The 25,736-nt window shown below is 63.9% G+C and carries 24 protein-coding genes; 11 read left to right on the forward strand and 13 right to left on the reverse strand.

The window, feature by feature from the left end:
* Positions 1–252 precede the first annotated feature (252 nt).
* The 7 genes from M2D63_RS20130 to M2D63_RS20160 form a co-directional block, all read right to left on the reverse strand.
* Complete coding sequence (locus M2D63_RS20130; RefSeq protein ID WP_285864759.1) at positions 253–2,235, reverse strand: alkyl/aryl-sulfatase; 1,983 nt, start codon at positions 2,233–2,235, stop codon at positions 253–255.
* A gap of 102 nt (positions 2,236–2,337) precedes the next feature.
* Positions 2,338–4,050: a diguanylate cyclase gene (locus M2D63_RS20135; protein ID WP_285864760.1), complete on the reverse strand. Its 1,713-nt coding sequence runs from the start codon at positions 4,048–4,050 to the stop codon at positions 2,338–2,340.
* 72 nt (positions 4,051–4,122) lie between these two features.
* On the reverse strand, positions 4,123–4,494 hold the full coding sequence (locus tag M2D63_RS20140; protein WP_285864761.1) for a cytochrome c family protein: 372 nt from the start codon (positions 4,492–4,494) through the stop codon (positions 4,123–4,125).
* 58 nt (positions 4,495–4,552) lie between these two features.
* Positions 4,553–6,121: an FAD-binding oxidoreductase gene (locus M2D63_RS20145; protein WP_285864762.1), complete on the reverse strand. Its 1,569-nt coding sequence runs from the start codon at positions 6,119–6,121 to the stop codon at positions 4,553–4,555.
* Between the two features lie 11 nt (positions 6,122–6,132).
* On the reverse strand, positions 6,133–6,825 hold the full coding sequence (locus M2D63_RS20150) for a hypothetical protein (RefSeq protein ID WP_353050873.1): 693 nt from the start codon (positions 6,823–6,825) through the stop codon (positions 6,133–6,135).
* Positions 6,826–6,835: 10 nt separating this feature from the next.
* Entirely contained in the window at positions 6,836–7,171 is a 336-nt protein-coding gene (locus M2D63_RS20155; RefSeq protein ID WP_285864763.1) for a cytochrome c, read from the reverse strand.
* A 38-nt stretch (positions 7,172–7,209) separates the two neighbouring features.
* Positions 7,210–8,685 (reverse strand): aldehyde dehydrogenase family protein, encoded by a 1,476-nt coding sequence (locus M2D63_RS20160; protein WP_285864764.1) that lies wholly within the window; start codon positions 8,683–8,685, stop codon positions 7,210–7,212.
* Between the two features lie 314 nt (positions 8,686–8,999).
* On the opposite strand from M2D63_RS20160, the gene M2D63_RS20165 reads away from it, so the two are divergent.
* Positions 9,000–10,838: a sigma-54-dependent Fis family transcriptional regulator gene (locus M2D63_RS20165; RefSeq protein WP_285864765.1), complete on the forward strand. Its 1,839-nt coding sequence runs from the start codon at positions 9,000–9,002 to the stop codon at positions 10,836–10,838.
* Positions 10,839–10,852: 14 nt separating this feature from the next.
* Here M2D63_RS20165 and M2D63_RS20170 read toward each other — a convergent pair whose 3' ends face one another.
* Together M2D63_RS20170 and M2D63_RS20175 are read right to left on the reverse strand one after the other, a co-directional pair.
* A complete protein-coding gene (locus M2D63_RS20170) occupies positions 10,853–11,776 on the reverse strand; it encodes a transporter (protein WP_285864766.1) in 924 nt (307 codons plus the stop codon).
* Between the two features lie 880 nt (positions 11,777–12,656).
* Complete coding sequence (locus M2D63_RS20175) at positions 12,657–13,553, reverse strand: helix-turn-helix domain-containing protein (RefSeq protein ID WP_285864768.1); 897 nt, start codon at positions 13,551–13,553, stop codon at positions 12,657–12,659.
* Between the two features lie 174 nt (positions 13,554–13,727).
* Between M2D63_RS20175 and pobA the strand changes: the two genes are divergently transcribed.
* Complete coding sequence (gene pobA / locus M2D63_RS20180) at positions 13,728–14,915, forward strand: 4-hydroxybenzoate 3-monooxygenase (protein ID WP_285864769.1); 1,188 nt, start codon at positions 13,728–13,730, stop codon at positions 14,913–14,915.
* A 17-nt stretch (positions 14,916–14,932) separates the two neighbouring features.
* Positions 14,933–15,121 carry a twin-arginine translocase TatA/TatE family subunit gene (gene tatA, locus M2D63_RS20185; protein WP_405310675.1) on the forward strand — a complete coding sequence of 63 codons (189 nt, stop codon included), beginning with the start codon at positions 14,933–14,935 and terminating at the stop codon, positions 15,119–15,121.
* Positions 15,122–15,149: 28 nt separating this feature from the next.
* Here tatA and M2D63_RS20190 read toward each other — a convergent pair whose 3' ends face one another.
* Positions 15,150–15,782 (reverse strand): ankyrin repeat domain-containing protein, encoded by a 633-nt coding sequence (locus M2D63_RS20190; RefSeq protein WP_285864827.1) that lies wholly within the window; start codon positions 15,780–15,782, stop codon positions 15,150–15,152.
* Between the two features lie 123 nt (positions 15,783–15,905).
* On the opposite strand from M2D63_RS20190, the gene M2D63_RS20195 reads away from it, so the two are divergent.
* The 3 genes from M2D63_RS20195 (at position 15,906) to M2D63_RS20205 (ending at position 17,396) form a co-directional block, all read left to right on the forward strand.
* Positions 15,906–16,787 (forward strand): LysR substrate-binding domain-containing protein, encoded by an 882-nt coding sequence (locus tag M2D63_RS20195; protein WP_285864770.1) that lies wholly within the window; start codon positions 15,906–15,908, stop codon positions 16,785–16,787.
* A 92-nt stretch (positions 16,788–16,879) separates the two neighbouring features.
* The gene (locus M2D63_RS20200; RefSeq protein ID WP_285864771.1) at positions 16,880–17,125 is read left to right on the forward strand and encodes a type II toxin-antitoxin system Phd/YefM family antitoxin; all 246 of its coding nucleotides are present in this window, start codon (positions 16,880–16,882) and stop codon (positions 17,123–17,125) included.
* Positions 17,115–17,396 carry a type II toxin-antitoxin system RelE/ParE family toxin gene (locus tag M2D63_RS20205; RefSeq protein WP_285864772.1) on the forward strand — a complete coding sequence of 94 codons (282 nt, stop codon included), beginning with the start codon at positions 17,115–17,117 and terminating at the stop codon, positions 17,394–17,396. The genes M2D63_RS20200 and M2D63_RS20205 overlap by 11 nt, the downstream gene beginning before the upstream one ends.
* Positions 17,397–17,411: 15 nt before the next feature.
* Here M2D63_RS20205 and M2D63_RS20210 read toward each other — a convergent pair whose 3' ends face one another.
* The 3 genes from M2D63_RS20210 to M2D63_RS20220 all read right to left on the reverse strand — a co-directional run bounded on the left by M2D63_RS20210 (position 17,412) and on the right by M2D63_RS20220 (position 19,906).
* A complete protein-coding gene (locus M2D63_RS20210; RefSeq protein ID WP_285864773.1) occupies positions 17,412–18,047 on the reverse strand; it encodes an START domain-containing protein in 636 nt (211 codons plus the stop codon).
* 112 nt (positions 18,048–18,159) lie between these two features.
* A complete protein-coding gene (locus M2D63_RS20215) occupies positions 18,160–18,996 on the reverse strand; it encodes a bifunctional allantoicase/(S)-ureidoglycine aminohydrolase (RefSeq protein ID WP_028944847.1) in 837 nt (278 codons plus the stop codon).
* 232 nt (positions 18,997–19,228) lie between these two features.
* Positions 19,229–19,906 carry a TetR family transcriptional regulator C-terminal domain-containing protein gene (locus tag M2D63_RS20220; RefSeq protein WP_285864774.1) on the reverse strand — a complete coding sequence of 226 codons (678 nt, stop codon included), beginning with the start codon at positions 19,904–19,906 and terminating at the stop codon, positions 19,229–19,231.
* A 288-nt stretch (positions 19,907–20,194) separates the two neighbouring features.
* On the opposite strand from M2D63_RS20220, the gene M2D63_RS20225 reads away from it, so the two are divergent.
* The 5 genes from M2D63_RS20225 to M2D63_RS20245 all read left to right on the forward strand — a co-directional run bounded on the left by M2D63_RS20225 (position 20,195) and on the right by M2D63_RS20245 (position 25,681).
* Positions 20,195–20,806, forward strand: coding sequence for an SCO family protein (locus M2D63_RS20225; RefSeq protein ID WP_285864775.1), 612 nt, complete (start codon positions 20,195–20,197; stop codon positions 20,804–20,806).
* Positions 20,806–21,288, forward strand: coding sequence for a copper chaperone PCu(A)C (locus M2D63_RS20230; protein WP_405310679.1), 483 nt, complete (start codon positions 20,806–20,808; stop codon positions 21,286–21,288). The genes M2D63_RS20225 and M2D63_RS20230 overlap by 1 nt, the downstream gene beginning before the upstream one ends.
* A 312-nt stretch (positions 21,289–21,600) precedes the next feature.
* A complete protein-coding gene (locus M2D63_RS20235) occupies positions 21,601–23,025 on the forward strand; it encodes a PAAR domain-containing protein (RefSeq protein WP_285864777.1) in 1,425 nt (474 codons plus the stop codon).
* A complete protein-coding gene (locus M2D63_RS20240) occupies positions 23,022–23,417 on the forward strand; it encodes a hypothetical protein (protein ID WP_285864778.1) in 396 nt (131 codons plus the stop codon). Before M2D63_RS20235 ends, M2D63_RS20240 begins: the two co-directional genes overlap by 4 nt.
* A gap of 152 nt (positions 23,418–23,569) precedes the next feature.
* The gene (locus M2D63_RS20245) at positions 23,570–25,681 is read left to right on the forward strand and encodes a TonB-dependent siderophore receptor (protein WP_285864779.1); all 2,112 of its coding nucleotides are present in this window, start codon (positions 23,570–23,572) and stop codon (positions 25,679–25,681) included.
* Positions 25,682–25,736 lie beyond the last annotated feature (55 nt).

Raw genomic sequence — 25,736 nt, forward strand, 5'->3', positions numbered from 1 at the left:
TCGCAAACCTGGCGACCTCGTTCTTCCAGGTTCAATGAGGTGCCCGGATTGCGACTGCTGTGCAGTCGATCGCTGGCACTGCCAGCTCCCACAGCGGAAGGCTGAGGCCCCTGAACTGACCCCAAAGGTTGGATGGGTGTCCAACTTTTGGGGTGCAGTTCACCCTGTGGGAGCGGGCTTGCCCCGCGATGCGATGTAACTGACCGATCGCAATCGCGGGGCAAGCCCGCTCCTACCGATGAATGATGAACCTTACGGGGTGACGATGTTGAACTGAGGGCTGAAGGTGTCGAGGGTCGCCAGCAGTTCGGCGAACTTCTTGCCGTTGCCTTCGACTTTGATCAGGCCTTTTTGCATCGCCGTGGGGAAGTCCAGTTGCTTGAGGCTGATCTGTTCAAGCGTCGCCTTGCTCATGGTCAGGCCAGCATCGGCCTTGGGGTTGAGGCCTTCGCGGTGGGTCAGTACGCCATTGCGCAGGGTCAGGTTGAAGGCTTTGTCCGGCTCGCTGAAACGCCAGTTCAGGTTCATGTCATGACCTACTGCCTTGTCGACATCGACACGCACCGCCAGGTAGTCGAAGAACATCTGCGGCGTCAGGGCGCGGACCATGTCCACCGACACCGAGCTGCCCGGGCTGTCTGGCACGCCGTTGCGCAACTCCATGGCGCCGGTCAGGTAGATGTTGCGCCAGTTGGCGTTCTCGCTCTGGTAGCCCAGCTGTTCCAGGGCCTGGGCCTGGAGGGCACGAGCCCTGGTGTTGTCCGGCTCGGCGAACACCAGTTGGTTACCCAACTGGGCGGCCCAGCGATACTCGCCCTTGTCCATGGCCGCCTTGACCTTGCCCAGCACCGCTTCGCCGCCGCCCATGGCCTCGATGTACAGGCGCGCGCTTTCCACTGGCGGCAGCGGGTTGAGATTGGCCGGGTTGCCGTCGTAGAAGCCCATGTAGCGCTGGTACACGGCACGGGAGTTGTGGCTGAGCGAGCCGTAGTAACCCTGGTTGTACCACTTGTTCTTCAGTTCGCCCGGCAGCGTCTGCATGTTCTGGGCGATCTCCATCGGCGTCAGGCCCTGGTTGAGCAGGTGCAGGGTACGGTCGTTGAGGAAGGCGTACATGTCGCGCTGGTCGGCGAGCAGGGTGCGCACCGGTTCCGCTCCCCAGGTTGGCCAGTTGTGCTGGCCGAACAGCACTTCGGTCTTGTCGCCGTAGCGGTTCAGGCTGGCATCCAGGTACTGCGACCAGGCCTTGGCGTCGCGTACCTGGGCGCCGCGCGGGGTGAGGATGTTGTGCATGGTCTGCGAGGCGTTCTCGGCAATGCCCAGGGCCTTGAAGCCGGGCAGGTAGAAGTTCATCTCCGAGGGGGCTTCGGTACCGGGGGTGAGCTGGAACTCGATGTCGACGCCGGCGATGCGCCGGGTCTCGAACGGCTGGCTGATCAGGTCGGTCGGCTCGATCAGGGTGATGGTGCCGCCAATGGCCACGGCCTTGCCGATGGCGGCATCCACCTGGCCCTGTTCGCCCTGGGGCAGGTACAGGCCGAACTGGTACTGGGCGCGGCGGCTCATGGCATTGCCGGCGTAGACGTTCTCGCTCATCACGTGTTCCATGAAGCCCGACGGCGCCAGCACCTTGACCTTGCCGGCCTTGACGTCGGCCTCGTCGATCACCCCGCGCACGCCGCCGAAGTGGTCGGTGTGGGTGTGGCTGTAGATCACCGCCACCACCGGTTTGCGCGGACGGTTCTGGTAGTACAGGTCGAGGGCGGCGCGGGCGGTTTCGGCGCTGGTCAGCGGATCGATAATGATCAGCCCGTCGGTTCCTTCGATGATGGTCATGTTGGCCAGGTCCAGGCCGCGGACCTGGTAGAGCCCGGGCACCACTTCGAACAGGCCGGCATGGGTGTTGAGCTGGGCCAGGCGCCAGAGGCTCGGGTTGACGCTGGCGGGGCTGTCCTTCTGGTTCAGGAAGTCATACTTGGCCAGGCTCCAGATCGGCCTGCCGCTGGCGTCCAGCACCTGGCCCTTGAACGGCGCGATGAGCCCGCGGCTGACGGCGGCATAGTCGGCGTCATTGGCAAACGGCCGTTGGCCGAGCACGGCGGCGTTGCTGCTGCGGGTCTGCTCGCTGGCGCCCGCGGCGCCGGCCGGGGCTGCGGCGTGAACGGCCTGGCTCAGGCAGGCGAGGGCAACCAGGCTCGCCAGGCGAGCCGGTGGGAACAGCAAGGAAAGGGGCATGGTGTCTCCGTTTTTGTCGTTATGGCACACCCGGCCGAGCTTAAGGCTCGGGTTTGCCAGGCCAGCAAGCCGCCGGCGACAAAAAACATGCAGGCCCGACCTTCAATCCTGGTTGATCACCCGGTTCCTGCCGCTCTTCTTGGCGCTGTACAGGCGCCGGTCGGCAGTGGCGATCAAGGCATCGAGGGTCTCGCAGCCGTCGCCACGCAGTTCCGCCACGCCGATGGACACGGTCAGGTGGATTTCCAGCGACGGCGCATTGGCCAGCAGGGTATGGGCATCGGGCACGCAAATCGACTGGGCGGTGGCGATGCGCAGCTGTTCGGCGATGCGGGTGGCTTGTTCCAGCGAGATCTCCGGCATCAGTACACAGAACTCTTCGCCGCCATAGCGCACCACCAGGTCCTGGGGCCGCACCAGGGCCCGCAACAAGGTGGCCATGTGCTTGATCACCTCATCGCCGGCGCTGTGGCCCCAGCTGTCGTTGATGTGCTTGAAGCGGTCGATGTCGAGCATCCACAGGGCCACCGGCTGATCGTCCGCGAGGCGTTGGAGCAGACCGCCGAAGTCGGCCTGCAGGCGGCGGCGATTGGCCAGTTGGGTCAGGCCGTCGACCAGGCCCATTTCCCGCAGTTGCAGGTTTTGGTGCAGTTGGCCCTTGAACAGGTGGTCGACAACGTACAGGGTCAGCGCCATCAACAGCCCGAGTGCGGCCCAGACGCCGAGGAAAAAGATGTCGATCTGGCTGTTGACCGCGGCGCGCAGGTCGGCGGCGCTGATGTAGTTGACCAGCATCAGGTCGGCGCCTTCCAGCTCGCGGTACTGCAGGTAGCCCTGTTCGAGCCTGACCATGCCGTGGTCGCGCTGGAACAGGGTCGGCACCGCCAGCGGCCTGGGCGGCGCGGGGAGGGTGTCCAGCCAGTTGCCTGCATGGGGCGTGAAGGTCTGGGCGCTGGAGGCGATCAGGGTGCCCTGGTCATCGATCAGGGCATGTTGCTCGTCGCTTTCGGTGGTCTGGTAGAGGTACGCCTGCAGGCGGGTCTGCGGCAGGTCGTAGATCAGCGCGCCACGCATCACCGCATTGAGGTAGACCGGCGAGCTGAGCAACAGGTGCGGCAGGGGGCCGAAGTCGGTGCCGGGCAGGGGGGAGAAATCGATGTCGAGGTCTTCGCTGTAGGCGCGGTTGAGGTGCGTCAGTGGCGAGCTGGTGAACTTGCGCAGGATCGGTTCCAGTTGCGTGTCCGCCACCGGCGGGTAGGCAATGACGATGCCGGAGGTGGTCAGGAACAGGATGCGCGCCAGGTCCATCCCGGCCTGGAACTGCGCCGGCAGCAGTTGGCTCATGGCCCGCGACAGGTGCAGGTCTTCGACCAGTTGCTGCGGGTCACGGCCAAGGCCTTCGATGTTCGTCAGCTGATTATCGCCGATGGCCCGTACCGGCGCGTCGGACTTGGGGACCGGCAGCCCCCACACCGGGTGACTGCGGTTGAGCATGGCCAGCTCGATGGCATCGTTGCGGCGCATAGAGGGCTGGTTCTGGCCCTCGATCAGCACCCGCTCGGCGATATTGCGCAGGAACTGCAACTGGCTCTTGCCGTTGGCGATCGCGGTTTCGATCGCCAGCGCCTGCAGGTGCAGGTTGTGCTGGCGGTCTTCCAGTTCACGCTGGTGCAGTTGCCAGTACTGACGCCCGGCGAGCACCAGGGTGATGGCGAAGGCGGCAAGAAAACACAGCACAACGGTACGCCTGGGGCGCCTGCAGGCCATGGGCAGCAGCAGGCGCGATTGCGTCGCGGGCGTCGGCGGTTGTGCCATCGGGTAGGTCCAGGGCTAAGGAAGTTGTGATTATAGATCGTCGCTTCCTGCCCATGGCTTGAATCGGCCGCGCTACTTCAGTTGCTTGAGGTAGGCGATCAGGTGCTCGCGCGCCTGGGCATCGGCCTGTCCTGGAAACATCATCATGTTGCCCGGTACCAGGGCCGCGGGACTGGTCAGCCAGGCGTCGAGGTTGGCGTCATTCCAGCTCAGCTGCGCCCCTTTGAACGCGGGCGAATAATTGAATCCCGGGGCCTGGGCATTGGCGCGGCCCGCCACGCCCTGCAGGCTGGGGCCCATCAGGTGCTTGCCGGCCTCGGTGCTGTGGCAGTAGCCGCACTGGGCCTTGAACAGGGCCTGGCCCTGGGTGGCATCGCCCTGGGCAAGGCACAGGGGCGCTGCCAGCAGCAGGGCGCTGGCGGTGACGAATTGCTTGCGGATCATGTGGGTTCCTGTTGGCAAAAGCAGTCCGCCAGGCCGGGCCTGGCGGGGCAGTAAAACGTTAGAAAGGGTTGGCCAGGTCGATGCCGGACTTGCCCGGGGCGAGGATGTTGTTCGGGTCCAGGGCGCGTTTGATCGCATGCTCGACCTTGCGCTTGACCGGACCGTAGCTCTGCGCCACCCGCTCCTGGAAGGCGGTGTTGACCCGGTACACGGCGTAGCCGTGCTGCTCGAACACATCCAGCAGCTCGGCGAAGCAGGCGTTGGCGCGCTTGGTTTCCTCGGGGTTGCTGCGGTCGTACAGCACATCGATGACATGGTGCATGTCGCGCCAGCCGACGATGAACTCACCGACGTAGTCCAGGTCGTGCTTGTTGAGGATCTTCTTGGCCAGCGCCTGCTGCTTTTCGCACTCGCTGCCACGGGCCTGGCTGACCGGGGCGAACCACATCGAACCACCGCCGCCGCGCCAGTTGTACAGGCCGAACTCCTGCAGGTTGGGCACCCCGGACATCAACTGCGCGCGGTACTTGAACGGCTGGGTGTCGCCGGCTTCTTCCTGGGTAACGATACGGCCCTTGCCCAGTTGCTTGAGGGCGCCGGTGACAATCTTCCAGTTGACGTCGACCTGCTCCTGGGTGCCGTAGAGCGCGGCATAGACGTTCCAGGCGCCGAGGTTCTTGTCTTTCTGGATCTGCTTGAGAATGGCGTCGGGGGTGGCCCCCGGCTCGCTGGTGTAGTCGCTGCGGCGGGTGTTGCAGGTGGAGGCCTCCCAGAGCACGCCGGCGATCACCACCGAGTTGGGGATGACCTGGGCGATGCGCAGCGGGCGGATGAATTCGACGATCTCGGCGATGTCCGACTCGTTGTCGAACTTGATTTCGAAGGGCTTGAACACCGGTGGCTTGGGCATCAGCCAGAAGCCCATCTTGGTGCAGATGCCGTAGTTGGCCTGGGTGAACATGCCGTCCAGGGTCGGGCCATAGCCCCACTTGAACACCTGCCAGGCGTTGTCGCCTTTGACCCCGCCCATGCCGGTGCGGTAGACGTCACCGTTGGCCAGCACCACTTCCATGCCGCACTGCATGAGGAAGTGTTCACCGTAGGGGGTGTAGCCGACGCCACGGTCCATGGTGTTGCCCAGTGGCCCGGCAATGGCCGAAGGCGCCGAGAACGACAGCATCAGCGGCAGCTTGTGTTCCTGCAGGTAATCGTAGAGCTGCTGGTAGGTCACTCCCGGCTCGACCAGAGCGGTGCACAGCTCGGGGTCGACGTGGAGGATCTTGTTCATTTTCTTCAGGTCCAGGATCACCTGGCCACGCTGGCCGGGTGCGGCCGAACCGTAGCCGAAGTTGCGGCCGGTGGAGATGGTCCACACCGGGATCTTGAACTGGTTGCAGATCTTCACCACCCCTTGCACCTGTTCCACGGTGGTGGCGGTGACGGCGGCCGAGGGCGCGTGTTCGGCATTGTCCACGGCCATCATGATCTTGTTGTAGGGGATCAGTTGCTCGTCCTTGACCAGGACATTGTCGTCGCCCAGCAGGGCGCGGAACTGGGCGATGGCTTGCTCGAAGCGGGCGGCATCGACGCCGCGCGGCAGCAGGGTGTTGGGGGTTGCTTGGCTCATGGAAGAATCCTTCAGACTTCGATCGAGAACGACACGTAGGTGCCGGTCGGTGCCGTGGCGCGGCTGGCGATGCGCGGTGCCTGGCCGGTGTCGGTGCTGCCGAGCACGGCCAGTGCGTAGCCGAGGCTGGCTGCCCATTGGTCGTCGCCGTTGGTGCGGCTGGCGGTGCTCGTCTGCAAGGTCGGCAACGGGCTGTGCAGGCGCTGCTCGTGCAGGCTGAAGCCCTGGCCGCAGTGGTGCAGTTGCTGGCCCAGTTGCAGGGCACAGCCGTGCGCCGACTGGGCGCTGAGCAGGCGATGCTCGGAGCGCTGGGCGTTGGCACTGTGCTGGCCCAGCCACTGCACGCGGGCACCGGCGCTGCGCGCCAGGTCCACCAGCAGGGTGGCGCTGGCGTCATCGAGCAGGCCGATCAAGCGCTGGGGCCGACCGCTGGCCAAGCGCTGTTGCAGTTGCAGCAAGGCCTGCAGCTCCAGGCCCGCCGACAGCCTTTGCACCTGCGCGGCAGCCGGGCTTGCCTGAAGGCCCTGGACAAAGGCTGCGCCGGCAGCACCGGCGCCGACCAACGCCAGCACCGGCAGCTGCCCGGGCGCGCTGCGGCCCAGCACGCTGTTGGCCAGGGTGAGGCCCGAGCTGCCCATGGCCACACCGGCCAGGCCACCCAGGGCCATGCCCTTGAGCAGCGAACGACGTTCGACTTGGATCATGGCCGGGCCCTCAGGGTTTGGTCGCAGGCGCAGGGCTTGCCGACAAGTACTCGGCCACCTGCTGCAAGGCGTTGTCGTCGATGAACGACGCGGGGAAGGCCGGCATGGCGCGAAAGCCGTTGCGCACGATGGCGGTAATGTAGGGCGGCGGCAGTTGCCGGCCCTTGAGCTGCGGGCCGACCTGGGCCTCGTGGCAGTGGCCGCAGACCTTGGCATAGACGTTGTCGCCGCCTTTCCACACACCGTCGCCATCGGCGGCGGCGGTGCCGGCAAGCAGGAGCAGGGGCAGGGCAAGGCAGGCGTTGACGGTCCGTCGCATAGCCTGGCGGTTGGGCAGTAGGGACATTACAGACTCCTTATTGTTATGGGGTGTGGGCACAGCAGTCAGAACGGATAAGCGCGCGGCTGGTGCTGTACGGTGATCCAGTGGTCGGTGGTGAATTCCTCGATGGCCCAGTCGCCGTTGAAGCGGCCCAGGCCCGAGTTCTTCTCGCCACCGAAGGGCGCGTTGGGCTCATCGTTGACCGGGATGTCGTTGATATGGGTCATGCCGGCGTGCAGCCGTTGGGCGAACTGCACGCCGCGCTCCAGGCTGGCGCTGAACACCGCACTGGACAGGCCGTACTCGCTGCGGTTGGCCAGTTCCAGGGCGTGCTCGGCATCGCGCGCGGCCTGGATGCCCACCAGCGGGCCGAAGATTTCTTCGGCGGCGATATCCATCTCGGCGCTGACATTGCCGAACACATGGGGCGGCAGCACATTGCCCTGGGCCTGGCCGCCCAGCAGCAGTTGCGCACCTTCGGCCAGGGCGGTGGCGATCTTGTCTTCAAGACCCGCCAGTTGCCGGGCATTGATGACCGGACCGATCACCGTGCCGGGCAGGTTTGGATCACCACAGGGCAGGGCCTTGACCCGCTCGACGAAACGTTCGGTAAAGGCCTGCAGCAGCGGTTGCTCGACGATGATGCGGTTGACCGCCATGCAGATCTGGCCCTGGTGCAGGAACTTGCCGACCACGGCGGCGTTGACCGCCTGCTCAAGGTCAGCATCGGCCAGGACCACGAACGGGCTGTTGCCACCCAGCTCCAGGGCCAGGTGCTTGAGGTGGTCGCCGCCGCTGGCGATACGACCGATGTTGCGACCCACCTGGGTGGAGCCGGTGAAGGAGATGAACGCCGGCAGCGGATGCTCGACGAAGGCGTCGCCGATCTCGGCGCCGGCACCGACCACTACGCTCAGTGCTCCAGCCGGCAATCCGGCTTCTTCGAAGATGCGCGCCAGCAACAGGCCGCCGCTGACCGGGGTGTCGCTGGCCGGCTTGACCACCACGGTGTTGCCCAGGGCCAGGGCCGGGGCCAGGGAGCGTGCGGTCAGGTGCAGGGGGAAGTTCCACGGGCTGATCACCCCGATCACCCCCAGTGGCTTGCGGTACACGCGGCTTTCCTTGCCGGGAATGTTCGAGGCGACGATGCGCCCGTGCACCCGCGAGGGCAGGCTGGCCGACTCGAGGATGATGGCGCGGGCGGCGCCCCATTCGATCTGTGCCTTGATCCGGGTGCTGCCCGATTCGCGGATGATCCAGTCGATGATCTCGTCGCGGCGCTCATCGAAGATGCGCACCGCCTCGAGCATCACCCTGGCGCGTGCGGCCGGTGGCTGTTCTGCCCAGCCGGCCTGGACCTGTGCGGCGGCGCGGTAGGCCGCATCGAGGTCGTCGCGGTTGGCCAGGGGGATATGCAGCAGGGCCTGCTGGGTGAAAGGGTCAACGACAGTCAGTGAGCGCTCGGCGCTGCCGGCGCGCCACTGGCCGGCCAGGGGTTGCAGGTGGAGATTCTGGTAGGCAGGGCGGGAGGGTGTCATCGGCTTCTCTCTTGTTGTGACATTGCGATGAACAGCCCATAACAACTATCGTGCCATGCTGGTTTTCTTTGTTTAAATCGTTATAAAACAATGAGTTATATATTTCCCGATGCGTTTCAGGCCGGTTTGCATGTCGGCGACCGCGAAAATTTATGCAGAGAAGTCAGCGATTGCAGAAAGCTCTGCATCGACAAAATCCGGGCGGTTATCGGACGTTTTCTGCTGTTGACCGCGACCTGCGACTGACGGCCGATTGACCCCGCCGGGGTCGGCGGCATACTGGGGCCTTTACCTCTGCCTCGCGTTCATTGCCTATGACTCCAACAACAGCTGGCAAACCTGGCCGTCCTGTGGACGAAGACTTCTTCAAGCAGGTACTGGGCCGTCACAAGCGGCTGATCGTCGACCGCGCCCATCAATTCGGCAGCACTGGCCTGCCGTCGGCCGAGCAACTGGCGCAGTCGGTGGCCTTCGCCCCGCAGGACGGCAGTATCTGGCTGTGCGGCCAGCGCATGATGCTGCTGCAAGGCTCGGCCTTCGGCGCCATCCGCCGCGAACTGATCGAGGCCCTGGGCCTGGACAAGGCGCGCGGCCTGCTGACCCGCATCGGCTGGCAGGCCGGTGCCCGCGATGCGGCGCAGGTCAGCGAACAGTGGCCCGAGGGCGATCACGCCAGCCTCTACAGCGCCGGCCCGCGCCTGCACATGCTCGAAGGCATGGTCAATGTCGAAGTGGTGCGCTTCGAGATCGATTCGAACATCGGGCATTTCTATTCCGAGTTCCTCTGGCACAACTCCCTGGAAGTCGATGAGCACATTGCCGCCTACGGCCTGGGCGGGGAGCCGGCGTGCTGGATGGAAATCGGCTATGCCAGTGGCTATGCCTCGTCGCTGCTCGGGCGCCTGGTGGTGTTCCGCGAGCACCAGTGCCGGGCCATGGGCCATGGCGCCTGCCGGATCGTCGGCAAGCCGGCCGAGCAGTGGGACGACATCGATGTCGACCTGGCCTACCTGGACCCCGGCGATTTCCTCAGCCGCAGTACCTATCACACGGGGGGCGATCCACGGGTGGCCGAGCTCGAGGTGCCGACCGATGGCAAACAGATGGTCGGCATCTCGGCCAGTTTCGTCGCCGCCAGCCAGTTGCTGCAGCGGGTGGCGCCGACCCAGGCCACGGTGTTGCTGACGGGCGAGTCGGGGGTGGGCAAGGAGCTGTTCGCCCGTACCCTGCACCAGGCCAGCAAGCGCCAGCACACCCCGCTGGTGGCGCTGAACTGCGCGACCCTGCCGGAGAACCTGGTGGAGGCCGAGTTGTTCGGGGTCGAGCGCGGCGCCTACACCGGTGCCGAGCGTTCGCGCCCCGGGCGTTTCGAACGGGCCCACGGCGGCACGCTGTTCCTCGATGAGATCGCCACCCTCAGCCTGCATGCCCAGAGCAAGATCCTCCGTGCCCTGCAGGAGGGCGAGATCGAGCGGGTCGGCGGCAGCGCGCCGATCCAGGTCGATGTACGGGTGATCGCCGCCACCAACCTGGACCTGCGTCGGGAAGTGGAGGCCGGGCGTTTTCGCGAAGACCTGTTCTATCGCCTCAATGTCTTCCCCATCCACTTGCCGCCCTTGCGCGAGCGTCGGGAAGACATCCCCTTGCTGATGAGCTACTTCCTGCGCACCTTCAGCCAGCGTCACGGTCGGCAGCTGGCGGGCTTCAGCACGCGGCTGGTCAATGCGCTGCTGACCTACCGCTTTCCCGGCAATATCCGCGAGCTGCAGAACCTGGTGGAGCGCGGTGTGATCGCCGCCAGCGATGGCGAGGCGATTGATGTGGTGCACCTGGCCGAGGCCGGAGCGCCGCTGATGGATGGGGCCATCGGCCTGACCGCCGAAGGGCGGCTGGCCAGGGGCAAGGTGGCGGCCCAGGCGCCGTCGCCATCGACCGACGGCGAGCCGCCGGCGGCGCAGGGCGGGGCGCCGGAGCTGGTCAGCCTGGAGGCATTCTTCGCCGGGCAGGAGCGGGTGCTGGGGACCTCACTGGAGGCGCTGGAGCGGCGCCTGGTGCAACTGGCCCTGGAGCGCTCCGCTGGCAACGTCACCGCCGCGGCGCAGATGCTCGGCATGAGCCGCGCCCAGGTCAGCTACCGGCTCAAGGGTAGCTGACCCGGGGGCGAGGGTCACAGCGCGGTGGTGAACTTGAACCAGTAGGTCTGGCCCTCGGCACGGTTGCGCACCCCGGACTCATCCTGCCATTTGGCGCTGAACATCCAGCCCTGGCGGCTGCTGTATTGCACCGCCGGGCCGATGGAGAACGAGCGGCCGCGGTTGCCGTCGCTGGCCTCGACCAGGGCGGCGGCTGCGCAGTCGTCGGCACTGCATTTGTCGTCGCTGATCTGCTGGTAGGCATGCCCGCCGACACCCAGCACCCAGCCATTGCCCAGGCCCCAGCCCAGGGTGTAGTCGGCGTGCAGTTCGCGGCCGGACTGGTAATGGGTGGCCCGGTTCTCGAAGTTGTAGTCATGCATCAGGCGGATGTCGGCGTTCAGGCCGGCGGGGTCCAGGTAGGTCATCGCCAGTACCGCCTGCACGGTGTAGTAGTGGTTGCCGAGGTTGATCAGGTCGTTTTTGTCGTACTCGCTGGCGGTGGGCAGGACGAAGTCGACGCCGGTGGCGATGTGCAGCTTGTCGCTTGGGTGAAAGCCGATCACCGGCCCCAGGTGGGCATCGCCGATGCCGCGCTTGTGGTCATGGGGGCCGTTGTCGACGTTCAGGCGCATGTCGTTCAGAGGCAACAGGGCATGCACGCCCAGGTCGCCGCCGAGGATCTTGTGCTCGGTGACCCAGACGAAGCGCGGGACCAGGGTGGTGACGCGCAAGTCGATGCCGGCGGCCTTGGCGCCGCTGTTGTCGCGCAGGCTGTCGGCCAGGTAGTTGCCGACGAACAACTGGCCGTAGGTGCCCGGTGGCGGCAGGATGCCCATGCCGTAGAGTTCGATGCCCATGGGCCAGGAAGATACCCCGCCTTCAGTGGCGTGAAGCGGCAAGGCAGAGGCGGCCAGCAGCAGGCCGGCGGTGAGGTGCTGGGAGGTGCGTTTGAGCATGAGAGGGTCAACCTTGTTTTTATAAGTGATGCGTCGGCTGTGACGCTCACGGGGTTGCTCTCAATGATCGTGCCAGGTCTTATATTCCTTATTAATCAATGGCTTGTGATTGCAATGATGATTTTTATCGCCGCTTGCTGCGGTTAATTGTTAAGAAATTTCCGCGGCCTGCACAAAAGTCGCGAGATCCCGGGTTGCGACTGCTGCGCAGTCGATCGCAGGCTTCGCCAGCTCCCACAGAGCAAGCCAGTTCCCACAGAGCAAGCCAGCTCCTACAGAGCAAGCCAGCTCCCACAGAGCAAGCCAGCTCCCACAGAGCAAGCCAGCTCCCACAGAGCAAGCCAGCTCCCACAGAGCAAGCCAGTTCCCACAGATCAAGCCAGCTCCCACAGATCCAGCCAGCTCCCACAGAGCAAGCCAGCTCCCACAGAGCAAGCCAGTTCCCACAGAGCAAGCCAGTTCCCACAGAGCAAGCCAGCTCCCACAGAGCAAGCCAGCTCCCACAGAGCAAGCCAGCTCCCACAGAGCAAGCCAGTTCCCACAGAGCAAGCCAGTTCCCACAGAGCAAGCCAGCTCCCACAGAGCAAGCCGGCTCCCACAGAGCAAGCCAGTTCCCACAGAGCAAGCCAGTTCCCACAGAGCAAGCCAGTTCCCACAGAGCAAGCCAGCTCCCACAGAGCAAGCCAGTTCCCACAGAGCAAGCCAGCTCCCACAGAGGAAGGCAGCTCCCACAGAGGAAGCCAGCTCCCACAGAGGAAGGCAGCTCCCACAGAGCAAGCCAGTTCCCACAGAGGAAGGCAGCGGCCCTTGTGGGAGCTGCCGTCAGGCTGCGATCGGCCGCGAAGCGGTCGTAAAACCTGACGACCTGGTTCCTCCTGACTCAACACGGCGGCCGATCGCCGGCGGCGCCGGCCTGGCGGAAGGCGTTGGGGGTTTGGCCGCTGAGGCGGCGGAAGAAGCGCGAGAAATAGGTCGGGTCACTGAAGCCCAGCCGGTCGGACAGCTGGCTGATGCTCATGTTGGTGTAGATCAGGTTGCGCCGGGCTTCGAGCAGCAGGCGCTGGTGGATGGCCTGCAGCGCGGTCTGCCCGGTCAGTTCGCGACAGAGGCTGTTCAGGTGCACGCTGGAGACCCCCAGGCGGTGGGCGAACTGCTCCACGGGCAGGTGCTCGCGGTAGTGCTGCTCCACCAGTTTGATGAAGCGTGCGAGCAATTGCTGGTTGCGCTCGTCGCGGTTGCCCGGCGGGCCGATCTGCTGGCGGCGACGGCTGATCCAGACCATCAGGCTGGTGACCAGCGAATGCAGCAACAGCTCACGGGCCGGGGCGCTGCCTTCGTATTCCTGGTGCAGCACCTGGATCAGGGTCTGCAAGGTGCGCCGGTCACGGCCCAGCGGGTAACAGCCGGCCGACGCCAGGACGGTGAGCGGCGCGCCCAGTTGCGCCTCCAGTTGCGTTACCAGCGGCGCGCCGAGGGTCAGCACGTAGCCGTCGATGTCGGCGGAAAACTGAAAGCCGTGCACGGTCATCGGCGGGATCACCTGGATCGCCGCCTCGCGCACCTCGCTGCGCTTGCCTTCGATCTCGATGCGCGCCTGGCCGCGGCGCACATACAGCAGCTGGAACAGGTCGGCATGGCGGTGCGGCTTGATCTCCCAATGGTGCAGGCTGCTGCGCGCGGGGATGGATTCGCAGTGCAGCAGGTCGGGGGTCGGCCAGGCCTGGTTTTCGCCGTACAGCTTGAATACCGGAACGCCAGGAAGGCTGGATCGGGTCATGTTCAAGGTTCCACTGCAGTAATCGATAATCGAACGAAATTTTCAAAAGTGCAATTTCCAGAAGGAATATCACCTTTTTAAACGGTTTTTGTCAGCAAAAATGCAAGGGCACACAACAACAAGATTTCCGGATGCCGCCAGGGCGGCGCCGGAACCTCATGCGAGACAAAAACAATGAAGACACAGGTAGCCATCATCGGTGCGGGTCCTTCGGGCTTGTTGCTCGGCCAGTTGCTGCACAACGCCGGCATCGACACCGTGATTCTCGAACGCCAGACCCCGGACTATGTGCTGGGCCGCATCCGTGCTGGGGTGCTGGAACAGGGCACGGTCGATCTGCTGCGCGAAGCCGGTGTGGCCGAGCGCATGGACGCCGAAGGCCTGGTGCACGAGGGCGTCGAGTTGCTGGTGGGTGGCCGGCGTATCCATGTCGACCTCAAGGCCCTGACCGGTGGCAAGACCGTGATGGTCTATGGCCAGACGGAAGTGACCCGCGACCTGATGCAGGCCCGCGAAGCCTGCGGCGCGCCGATCATCTACTCGGCCGACAAGGTGCAGCCGCACGAGATGAAAGGCGAGCAGCCATACGTCACCTACGAGAAAGATGGCCAACTGCATCGCATCGACTGCGACTATATCGCCGGCTGCGACGGCTTCCACGGCGTGGCGCGCAAGAGCATTCCCGAGTCGGTGCTGACCCACTACGAGCGTGTCTATCCGTTCGGCTGGCTCGGCCTGCTGTCCGACACGCCGCCGGTCAACCATGAACTGATCTACGCCCACCATGAGCGTGGCTTCGTGCTCTGCAGCCAGCGCTCGCTGACCCGCAGCCGCTATTACCTGCAGGTGCCGCTGACCGACCACGTCGACGACTGGTCCGACGAGCGCTTCTGGGACGAGCTCAGGGCGCGTCTGCCCGAGGATGTCACCCAGCATCTAGTGACCGGGCCGTCGCTGGAAAAGAGCATTGCCCCGCTGCGCAGCTACGTGGTCGAACCGATGCAGTACGGCAAGCTGTTCCTGCTCGGCGACGCCGCCCACATCGTCCCGCCCACCGGTGCCAAGGGCCTGAACCTGGCGGCTTCGGACGTGTGCTACCTGTACCGGATCCTGGTCAAGGTCTACCGCGAAGGGCGCACCGACCTGCTCGAGCGCTACTCGCAACTGGCGCTGCGTCGGGTGTGGAAGGGCGAGCGTTTCAGCTGGTTCATGACCAACCTGCTGCACGACTTCGGCGCGCACAAGGACGCCTGGGACCACAAGATGCAGGAGGCTGACCGCGAGTACTTCTTCAACTCCCATGCCGGCCTGGTCAACATCGCCGAGAACTACGTGGGCCTGCCGTTCGAAGCCATCGAATAAGCGAAGGAGGGCAAGGCATGGGTGTGTTCGACTGGAAACACTGGGCCGTCCTGCTGCTGGTGGTGCTGCTGGTATTCGGCAGCAAGCGCCTGAAGACCCTGGGCGCCGACCTTGGGGAATCGATCAAGGGCTTTCGCCGTTCGGTGAACAGCGACGAGCCGGCATCACCACCGGTGGCAGTGGAGCGCCAGTCCACCCAGGACTAGCGATCCCGATGAAGGTGCCCGAACCCCCTCAGGGGCGGGCACCCGCTGCCAGCAACAGCTTCTCCATGGCCGTGTAGCCGCGCTGGCGCGCATGGGCCAGCGGCGTCACGCCGTCCTTGTCGGCGATGTTCACGTCCGCTCCGGCCTTGATCAGCAACTCGACGATCTGCACATGCCGTGGCCCGCCATCGCTGAGCACAATGGCCTCCATCAGCGCGGTCCAGTGCAGGCGGTTGAGGTGGTTCACCTCGACACCGGCCTCGATCAGGGTCCGCACGTTCTCCACATGCCCGCGCTCGGCGGCCGGGATCAGCGCGGTGCCGCCGTAGCGGTTGGTGCTCTTGAGGTCGGCACCGGCGGCCAGGGTCAGGCGCAGGATCTGGTTGAAGCCGCGGGCGCCGGCGTACAGGTACGGGCTGTCGTCGATGTTGTCCTTGGCGTTGACGTCGGCACCGGCTTCGATCAGCACCCGCGCCGCCTCGACCTGGTTGCGATGGGTGGCCAGCAGCAGCGGGGTACGCCCGGATTTGTCCCGCGATTCGCGGTTCGCGCCCTGGTCGAGCAGGCTGCGCACCCGGGCCGCATCGCCGCTTGCGGCGGCCTCGCGCAACTGCTGCTCCAGCACGCCGCCTTCGGCATTGGCGGTGATCGAGGTCAGCATGGCCAGCAGCCAGGCGAAAAAGACAGTGAGGTGCTCCTGGCGCATGGGACGGTCTCCGTGTGTTGTCCTGTGAATGGGCGCATGATAGAAACCGGGTGATTCATTTAGAAGTTAAATATCCGCATGAACATCAGTGTAAAACCGAATAGATCCTTGTTCGACCTCGACCTGCTGCGGGCCATCGTGGTGGTGGCCGACTGCGGCAGTTTCACCACCGCCGCCGCACGCCTGCATTCGACCCAGTCGACGGTCAGCCAGAAGGTACGGCGCCTGGAGGACATGGTCGGGCATCGCCTGCTGATGCGCGGCAACCGCGACGTGCTGCCCACCGATGCCGGCCAGACCCTGCTCGGTTACGCCCGGCACATGCTGGCCCTCAATGACCAGATGCTCGAAGCCCTGGCCGGCGCCACGGTCGGCATCACCGTGCGCCTGGGGGTGCCGGAGGACTTCGTCGGCGGGCGCACCACCAATGCCTTGTCGGCCTTCAACCGCAAGTACCAGCAGGTCAAGCTGGAAGTCACCAGCGGCCTGTGCCGTGACCTGAGCCAGAGCTACGACAACGGCGAACTCGACCTGGTGCTGCTCAAGCAACGGCGCAACAGTCGCGAAGGGGTGGCCTGCTGGCCGGAAGAACTGCAATGGATCGACAGCGCCCAGAGCCCGTCCATCGAACTGGACCCGATTCCGCTGGTGACCTTTCCGCCGCGGGGCCTGTACCGCGACGACATGATCAACGCCATCGAAGGCATGGGCCGGCGCTGGCGCATCAGTTTCACCAGCTCAAGCCTCAGCGGCATCCAGGCGGCTGTGGCCGACGGCATGGGCATCAGCCTGCTGCCGCCACGGGCGGCGACCCGCGAGCATCGGGTGCTGGGCGAACAGAACGGCCTGCCGGTGATCGACAGCTACGAGATCGTCATCGTCCATCGGCCGACGGCCGACCCGATGGTCAAGGAACTGGCCGGGGTGCTGGCGGGGTTGCTGGAGGCCCATGAGGTGTAGCCCTGGGGATTAGCATTCATCGGCTTCAGGTTGCAGGGGGGAGGGTAAGTCGCTATAAAGACCTCAATAAAGGTCTGAATATTGGTTTTTCCATGCAAAACATCCTTGCTGATGTTGCCGTCAGTGTTTCCGAACTCAAGAAAAACCCCTCGGCTGTGCTGACGGACGCCGGGGGAATGTCGGTTGCGGTGCTGAACCATAACCGGGTCATGGGGTACATGGTTCCGGCAGCATTGTACGAAGCCATGATGGAACGCCTGGATGACCTGGACCTCGCGGAGCTCATCAAGGCACGCAAGGATGAAGTGCCCGTCCCGGTAAACCTGGATGACTTATAAGCTCGAGTTTTTACCCTCGGCCCTCAAAGAGTGGGAAAAGCTTGGACACACCCTGTGTGAGCAGTTCAAGAAAAAGCTTCGGGAACGCCTGCAAACGCCTCATGTAAAAGCCGACGCGCTGCGAGAACTGCCCAGCCACTACAAGATCAAGCTGAAAGCTTCCGGCTATCGATTGGTTTATCGTGTCGAGGATGATCGGGTGGTGATCGTTGTGGTTGCAGTGGGCAAGCGCGAACGTGGGGGTGTCTACCAGTCCGCGCAAAAACGCTAGCACCGGATTGTCGATTCAAGGTTCCTGCGTTTCATCGTCCGAACGCACCCCTTGCCGCTCCGCCACTGCCCGCAAGGTACGCAGCGACACCATCGGCGCATCGATGACGAACTGGTTGGCCAGCCACGAAGGAATGTCCCCGGCAGGTTCGGCCTGCAACTGATAGGTCACTTCGGTGAGCTGCTCGCCTTTGGGCACCAGGGTCCACAACCCTTTTAGCTGCCTGACGCGGATCAGCCCGGGCATGCGCTCGACCTTGCCGGCCACCGCGCTGAGGCGCCGGACCAGGCCGCCGTCGTCGGTGCGTTCGGTCTGCACCCGGATCACCATATCGCGGGGGCTGGCCGGCCAGGGCAGGTCGGTGGTCAGGTAGACCCAGGTGCTGTCGCCCTCGACATCCAGCAGGCGCATCGTGGCGCAGCCATACAGCCACTTGCAGGCCACCCGCAGGTTCTCCTGCAGGTCGACCAAGGTGCTGACGCTGGCCTTTATCCGGGTCACGCCGCGAAAGCGCTGGTACTTCGAGCCGGGCACCTGGTCCAGGTACACCTGGATGCCGTCTTCGTCCCTGGCCAGTTGCCAGTCATCGGCCTGTACGCCACTGCATAGCAGCAAGGCCAGCAAGGTGGCGCAGCGGATTGCGGGTTTCATTGCGGCAGGCTCCAGCATGGGCGGGCGAGCGGTCGAATCAAGCATAGGCCAGGGCCGGCCAAACGAAAAAGCCCGCCAGTGACGGCGGGCTTTCGGTGCAACGAGCCTGGGCTTAACGCTGAGGGTTGAGGACCAGGTTCATGTGACGGTTCACATCCTTGTACAGCAGGTAGCGGAACGGACCCGGGCCACCGGAGTAGCAGGCCTGCGGGCAGAAGGCGCGCAGCCACATGAAGTCACCGGCCTCGACCTCGACCCAGTCCTGGTTCAGGCGGTACACCGCTTTACCTTCCAGGACGTACAGGCCGTGTTCCATGACGTGGGTTTCCGCGAACGGAATCACGCCGCCCGGCTGGAAGGTCACGATGTTGACGTGCATGTCGTGGCGCATGTCGGCCATGTCGACGAAGCGGGTGGTGACCCAGGCGCCGTCGGTGCCGGGCATCGGGATCGGCTCGATGTCCTTCTCGTTGGTGACGAAGGCCTCCGGCAGGGCCAGGCCTTCGACGACCTGGTAGTGCTTGCGGATCCAGTGGAAGGTGACGTTCTTGCCGCTGGTGTTGCGCAGGCTCCAGTCGGCAGCCGGCGGAATGAAGGCGTAGCCGCCTTCTTTCAGGGTGTAGGGCTTGCCTTGCAGGGTGATGTCGACTTCGCCTTCGACGACGAACAGCACCGCTTCGGCGTTCTTGTCCAGCTCAGGGCGCTCGCTGCCGCCTTCCGGCGCCAGTTCGACGATGTATTGCGAGAAGGTTTCCGAGAAGCCGGTCAGCGGGCGGGCGATGACCCACATGCGCATCTTGTCCCAGAACGGCAGGTGGCTGGTGACGATGTCACGCATCACGCCTTTGGGGATGACGGCGTAGGCTTCGGTGAACATGGCACGGTCAGTCAGCAGCTCGGTTTGAGCCGGGTGCCCACCGTGAGGGGCGTAGTAGGAGGATTTCGACATGGAAAATCTCGACTTGTTGTTGTGTCCCCGTGCCTGGCAGCGCCGGCCGGCGCCGCTTGGGGAGGCACTGACACCATATCGACAAGGTCCTGGTATGCACAAATTAAATGTTGAAATACCCTGTAGTTGGTTTGTGAATGCCCTGTGGGAGCGGGCTTGCCCCGCGATTACGGTGGTACAGGCAATCGCGGGGCAAGTCGAGTCGTCGCACCGCCGCTCCTACAGATCGGAGTCAGCGGGGCAGCAGCCCCCGCAACACCAGGCGGCTGACACTGGCCAGCGCTTCATCCAGCTCGGCGCCACTGGCCTTGTCCTTGTACGCATCGGCGGTCAACCGCGCACCGAAGTTGGCATAGGCCTGGGTGGTCGACCATAGCGTGACCAGCAGGTAGCGGGCATCAATCGCCGCCAACTGGCCGTTGTCGATCCATGCCTGCAGGCAGGCAAGCGCGCGCTGGATCTCCCCCTGCAAACGCCCGGCATGTTCAGCGGGCAAATACCGCGCGCCATGGAGCATCTCGGCAACGAAGACCTTCGCTGCCCAGGGCTGGCTGCGGATGATCTTGAGCTTGGCGCGGATCAGCCGCTCCAGCGCCTCCAGTGGATCCTGCTCGACACGCAGCAGGGCGAAGGCATCCAGGTAGCGCTGGGTGACACTGTCGAGCACCTGCTGGTAGAGGTTGTGCTTGGAGTGGAAGTAGTAATTGACGTTGGCCTTGGGCAAGCCGCTGAGCTCGGCCACTTCGCTTAAGGTGGTGGCGGCGAAGCCCTTGCGGGCAAAGGTCCGGGCGGCCACGCGCAGGATCAGGGCGCGGTTGCGCCGCCCGGGTTCGTTGGGCTTTTTCTCCGTGACCCTGTGCACTGCAAAGGGTGCGTCGTTCACTACGTCTACCGCGTCCTGATACAGCATGTCTGCCAACCGCGCCTGGCCATCGATATCGCAATATACAAAAATATATAGCGGTAGGCGAAACCTCTCTGCACCGCGGTTGCCGACGAACAGGAAAATTCGTTGCAGGCGGTCTGAATCAGCTTCTTGTCACATCCTGCGACAAGGGGCCGCACCCCGGAAACCAAGGGCTACAGACGTACGGGAGCGATCGGTGCTGGCACCCTGGCAAACGCCCATGACAAAATGTCGCGCTTTCACGACAGGCCTCGCGTGCGAGGTGCAACACCCTCCCAAAAGGATGGTTACATGACTGATTTACTGACCCGGCGCCAGGTCATGGCCGGGATCAGCCTGCTGAGCCTCGGGGTTCTGGCAGGTTGCGACCCCCGCTCCGGTGGTGCGCTCGACTTCAAGTACGGCAAGGACATGAGCAACCAGATCCTCGGTCGCTCGTTCAAACTCAAGGATACCCAGGGCAACCCCCGGACCTTGTCGAGCTTCTGGGGCTCGATGCCGATGGTGTTCTTCGGTTTCACCCAGTGCCCGGCCGTGTGCCCGACCACCCTGGCGCGCGCGGCGCAGATCAAGAAGCTGATGGGCCGCGATGGCGGTTTCCTGCAAGTGGTGTTCATCAGCCTGGATCCGGAACGCGACACCCCGGAAGTGCTCGATGCCTACGTCAAGGCCTTCGATCCGTCGTTCGTGGCGCTTTCCGGCACCCTTGAAGAGACTGCCGCCGCCGCCAAGGAATTCGGCGTGTTCTTCGAAAAGGTCCCCAGTGGCGATACCTATACGATCTCGCACACCTCGACCAGTTACGTCTTCGACTCCCGTGGCCAGTTGCGCCTGGGACTGTCCCATTCACTGACCGCCAAAGAGTGTACGGAAGATCTGCTCACGGTCATGGAGGTATGTTGATGCGTCACCCAGCCCATTCGTTCAAACGCGGCCTGGCCGCCCTGGCCCTGGTCGGCCTGAGCTTCTCGGCCATGGCCGAAACCACCGTCAAGGATGCCTGGGTGCGTGCCACCGTGCCGCACCAGCAATCCACCGGCGCCTTCATGACCCTCACCGCCAGCAGCGACAGCAAGCTGGTGGACGTGCAATCGCCGGTGGCGAAGATCGTCCAGGTGCACCAGATGACCATGGACAACGACGTCATGGGCATGAAGCAGGTGCACAGCGTCGACCTGCCGGCCGGCAAGCCGGTCAGCCTCGACCCCAACGGTTATCACGTGATGCTCATGCAGCTGAACGGGCAGATCAAGGAAGGCGAGCAGGTGCCGCTGACCCTGGTGGTCGAGGATGCCAAGGGCCAGAAGCAGAGCATCGAGGTCAAGGCGCCGGTACGTGCCCTGAACGCCGAAGCCATGCAGGGTGGGCACGAACACATGCATTGATGGCCTGCGTGCAGCGTACGAAAAGGCGAGCCCATGGGCTCGCCTTTTTGCTGTCTGGCTGCCTGTAGGAGCGGGCTTGCCCCGCGATTGCGATTTGGCTGTTACACCGTATCGCGGGGCAAGCCCGCTCCTACGGACTGCGCAGTCTTCTGAGAGCTATGTAGGACGCTTCTGATTCGATTTTCCCTGCGTAAAAAGCCGTTTTTCCCATGCTAGGTTCCGGGTTCCATTTGCCCGAGGAACCTGCTCATGACAAGGAACGACAACCCAGCGACCTGCCATCCCACTTCACTGACGGTCGCGAGGTGAGGCATGGGTAAGCGTTCGAACATGTTCGGCCGGGGCGAAGGGCTCCACGGCGACAAGACCACCACCGGTGCAACCTGTATCAGCAGCCTGCCGCAAGCTGCCCATGGTGGTCGCGGCGTCCTGCGCAAGGGCGACGTCACTACCGAATGCCCGAAGTGCGGACAGCCCGGAAAAATTGCCGAAGGGGATTCACGCTTCACCTTCCACGGGATGCCGGTGGCGGTGGACGGCATGCTGGTAGCGTGCGGCTGCCCGCCTGGCAGCAATCGACTGATTGCGCCGCTGGGCGACTGGATCGGGCCGGACAAGCCCTCTGCTAACCGTGCCGCCGAACCCGCCAGCCGGGCGCCGGCGGCATCACCCCCGCCTTCAAGTTCCGGCTTCTCTCCCGCCAACCACGCCTCACCAGCCATGTCCGCCGCACCGGGCACGCTGGAACCTGGCTTCTATGTAGTGCCGCGTAGCATGTCCGGCCAGCAGGTGCTGGCCCAGCTGGGCGGTGAAAGCCGTTACCTGTCGGCGCGGTTGCACCGGCTCAATCCCACCTTTGCCCAAGGCTACAAAGCCGGCGAGCTGTTCGTTATTGGCGACCCGCATAACGCTACGGCCTATACCCGGGAAGAAGCCGACCTGATGGCCGCCGCCGCTCAGGTCCGTGAGGTGCTAGCACCGCTTACCGAGGAAGAGGCCAACTTCATGGCCCGTAACCAGGGCGAGATTGCCGGGTTGCTTAGCGGAGCGAGCGAGTCGATGGGCGTTGGCCAGGCGATGCTCAAGCAAGGGCTGCATCAGGTCGAAGGCACCTTGCACGCTTATGCGCAGTTGCATCAACGCTCGTTCATCACCCATGGCCATTTGAGTAGTCCAGAGTTCTTCGCCTCGCGCCAGCAATTGCATCGGCAACTGGATGGGCAGTTGCGAGGCTCCTTCCTCAACAAGGCGCTGAACCTTGGCAGTTACGACGTGTTGCGTCGTGACCTGGGCATCTCGACCAAGAGCCTGGTGCACCATTGGAGCCGAGCCGGTGCGCCCGGGCAGATTCCCGGTTATGCCACGCATCTGGATCAGGTGGCGAAGACGGCGCAGTACCTCAAGTACGGGGGGTACGTCGGGGTTGCGCTTGGTGGCGGTGCATCGATGCTCAAGGTACAGGAGGTTTGCCGTGCTGGCGAGACGGAGGAATGCAAGAAGATTCGATTTACCGAGACAGGCAGTTTTTCAGGAGGGCTAGTTGGTGGCGCGGCGGGTGCCTATGTGGGAGGAGAGGTAGCCATGGCCGTATGTGGTTTCGCAGCCGCGGCAGGTCCTGTCGGCGTGGCCGTTTGTGGAATTGTATTTGTCGGAGCTGGATCACTTGCAGGAGGTTTGAGTGTTGGCGCAGGAGGCGAATGGCTTGGGGAGTTTTTATACGAAAAGACATATCCATGAACGGGTTCTGGAGCTCTTGGTGGGCTTTCGCCTTCATGTTGGCCCCCTTCGTGATCGCTATGTCTGGCGTGGCGATGAACACCTACATGGCCTGCACCCGTGACTTCGACCGCATCATTGCAAGTCTTCCAAATACCAGCCGGCTCACACAGCGGATTCCTTTCTGGGGAGCGACAGATTTCAAAACGCGCTGGTATTTGCTGGCTGGAATTGCCGGAGTGATGATCTATCCGAAGCTCTGCGTCCGCTTGGGCGTGGTTGATGCAGAGGATTTGCGTAATTTTCCACCGAGGCTGCGGCGTCGATTGTTGATGACTGCCTGGTTGGTCAATATCGGGTGTATCTGGCTCGCGATAGGCGTCGCCCTGATCAAACTCTCCCCAACACGTTAAACCATTCAAAAAGCCAGGCTGCCGTCAAGGACGGCAGCCTGGCTTTTTTGCGCAAAATGTAAAAATACTTTGCAGTAATAGTATTCACTTCGCATTTACAAATCGTTACCATTTACGTTCTTCTTTACAATCTTTACAAAAAGGAACGAACGGTGGCATTTTCGCGCATTCACCCGGCCTCTCTTTCTGTACTCAGCGTGCTGGTCGCTCCAGCGCTGCAGGCCGAGACCCTGGCCATTCCGGCAACCTCGGTCAACAGCAGCTACGAAGAGCAAAGCTACAAAGCCAGCGAGACCAAGAGTGCGCTGAAGATCGATGCACCGCTGCGTGACATTCCGCAGACGGTCAACGTGGTGCCGCAGAGTGTGATCAAGGACCAGGGCGCGCAGTCCATGGAGGACGTGCTCAAGAACGTGCCCGGTATCGGTCTGTCCAACGGTGACGGCCAGCGCGACCAGGTCACCATTCGTGGTTTCAGCGCCATTGGCGATATGTACGTCGACGGCATGCGCGACGACGCCCTGTACTATCGCGACCTGTCCAACGTCGAGCGGGTCGAGGTGATCAAGGGCCCGGCGGCAGTGCTCTACGGGCGCGGCTCTTCCGGCGGCCTGATCAACAACGTCAGCAAGAAGCCCAACTTCAGCCCGGTGCATGAAGTCGGCGTGACCTTCGACAGCGAAGGCAAGCGCCGCACCCAGTTCGATGCCGGCTGGGCCGACGAGCAGCACGGCGACAAGGCGTTCCGTATTACTGGCGCGCTGGAAGACAGCGACACCTTCCGCGACGACGGCTACATCGACCGCAAGGCTATTGCGCCGACCGCTTATTTCAAGCTCTCCGACGACCTGGACCTGACCGTAGGCGCCACTTACCTGTACGACAAGCGCCTGATCGATTTCGGTATCCCGGCCCTGGGCGACCGTCCGGTGGACGTGGACCGTGACAAGCGTTTCGGTGCCGGTGATCCGGACGATGACTACGCCCGCAGTGAGGTGTTCTCCTTCACCGCCGGTGTCGATTATCGCCTCAACGATGACTTCACCCTGAGCAACAACAGCCGCTACTACCACTACGACCTGGACCGCAACAACACCCTGGCCGATTCCAGTGCGAACCGCTTCGTCACCGCCCCCAACGGTGAGTTGCTGGTCAAGCTGAACCGCGGCAACGTGCAGCGGACCGAAGACGGCTGGTTCAACCAGACCGAGCTCAAGCACCAGGCGCTGCTGGCCGGGATGAACCACAACCTGCTGTACGGTGTCGAGTTGGGTCGCCAGGTCAAGGACCAGTCGGTGTTCAGCCAGAGCAACGTAGCCCAGGTGCCGGTGTTCCGCGACGCCCTGGTCGATGTACCGTTCCAGGCCAACCGCCAGACCGCCAAGGGCACCACCACCCAGGACATCGCCGGCTTCTACGTGCAGGACCTGATCGACCTGGCGCCGATGTGGAAAGCGCTGGTGGGGGTACGCTACGACGTGTTCGACCAGGAGTATTCCGACGACCTGACCGGTAACGACCTGTCGCGTACCGACACCACCTGGAGCCCACGCGTCGGCCTGGTGTTCCAGCCGGACCAGATCCAGTCCTACTACGTGTCGGTGAGCCGCTCCTACCAGCCATCGTCCGAAGTGTTCGCCCTGAGTACCAGCAACCAGGGGCTGGAGCCTGAAGAAACCACCAACTATGAAGTCGGTGCCAAGTGGGACCTGCTCGACAATCGCCTGTCGGTGACCGCGGCGCTGTTCCGCCTGGAGCGCACCAACATGAAGACCGCCGACCCGGCCAACCCGGCCAACGTGATACTGGCAGGCGAGCAGCGCACCGATGGCTTCGAGGCGACGGTCAGTGGCCAGCTGACGGACAAATGGCAGGTGTACGGCGGCTTCGCCTTCCTGGATGCGGAAATCACCAAGTCCAACAGCTTCACCAACGGTGTCGCGAACGAAGGCCAGACGCCGACCCTGACCCCGCGCACCAGCGCCAACCTGTGGCTGGTGCGTTCGCTGAGCGAAACCTGGCGGGTGGGCATGGGCGCCAACTACGTGGACGAGCGCTACACCGCGCTGGACAACGTGGTGGTGATGCCGTCCTACACCACCGTGGATGCGGCGCTGCTGTACAACCAGCCGAAGTGGGATGCGGCGTTGCGCCTGCGTAACGTCTTCGACCGCGACTACTACGCCTCGGCCCACGGTTCGGTCGACCTGATCACCCCGGGCGCGCCACGGACCCTGGAGCTGAGCACCAACTTCCGCTTCTGAGGTCATGTAGGAGCGGCGGCGCGACGACTCGGCTTGTCCCGCGATTGCGTACGGT

This window comes from Pseudomonas sp. BJa5 (assembly GCF_030272875.2).
In the GTDB taxonomy this organism is placed as follows: domain Bacteria; phylum Pseudomonadota; class Gammaproteobacteria; order Pseudomonadales; family Pseudomonadaceae; genus Aquipseudomonas.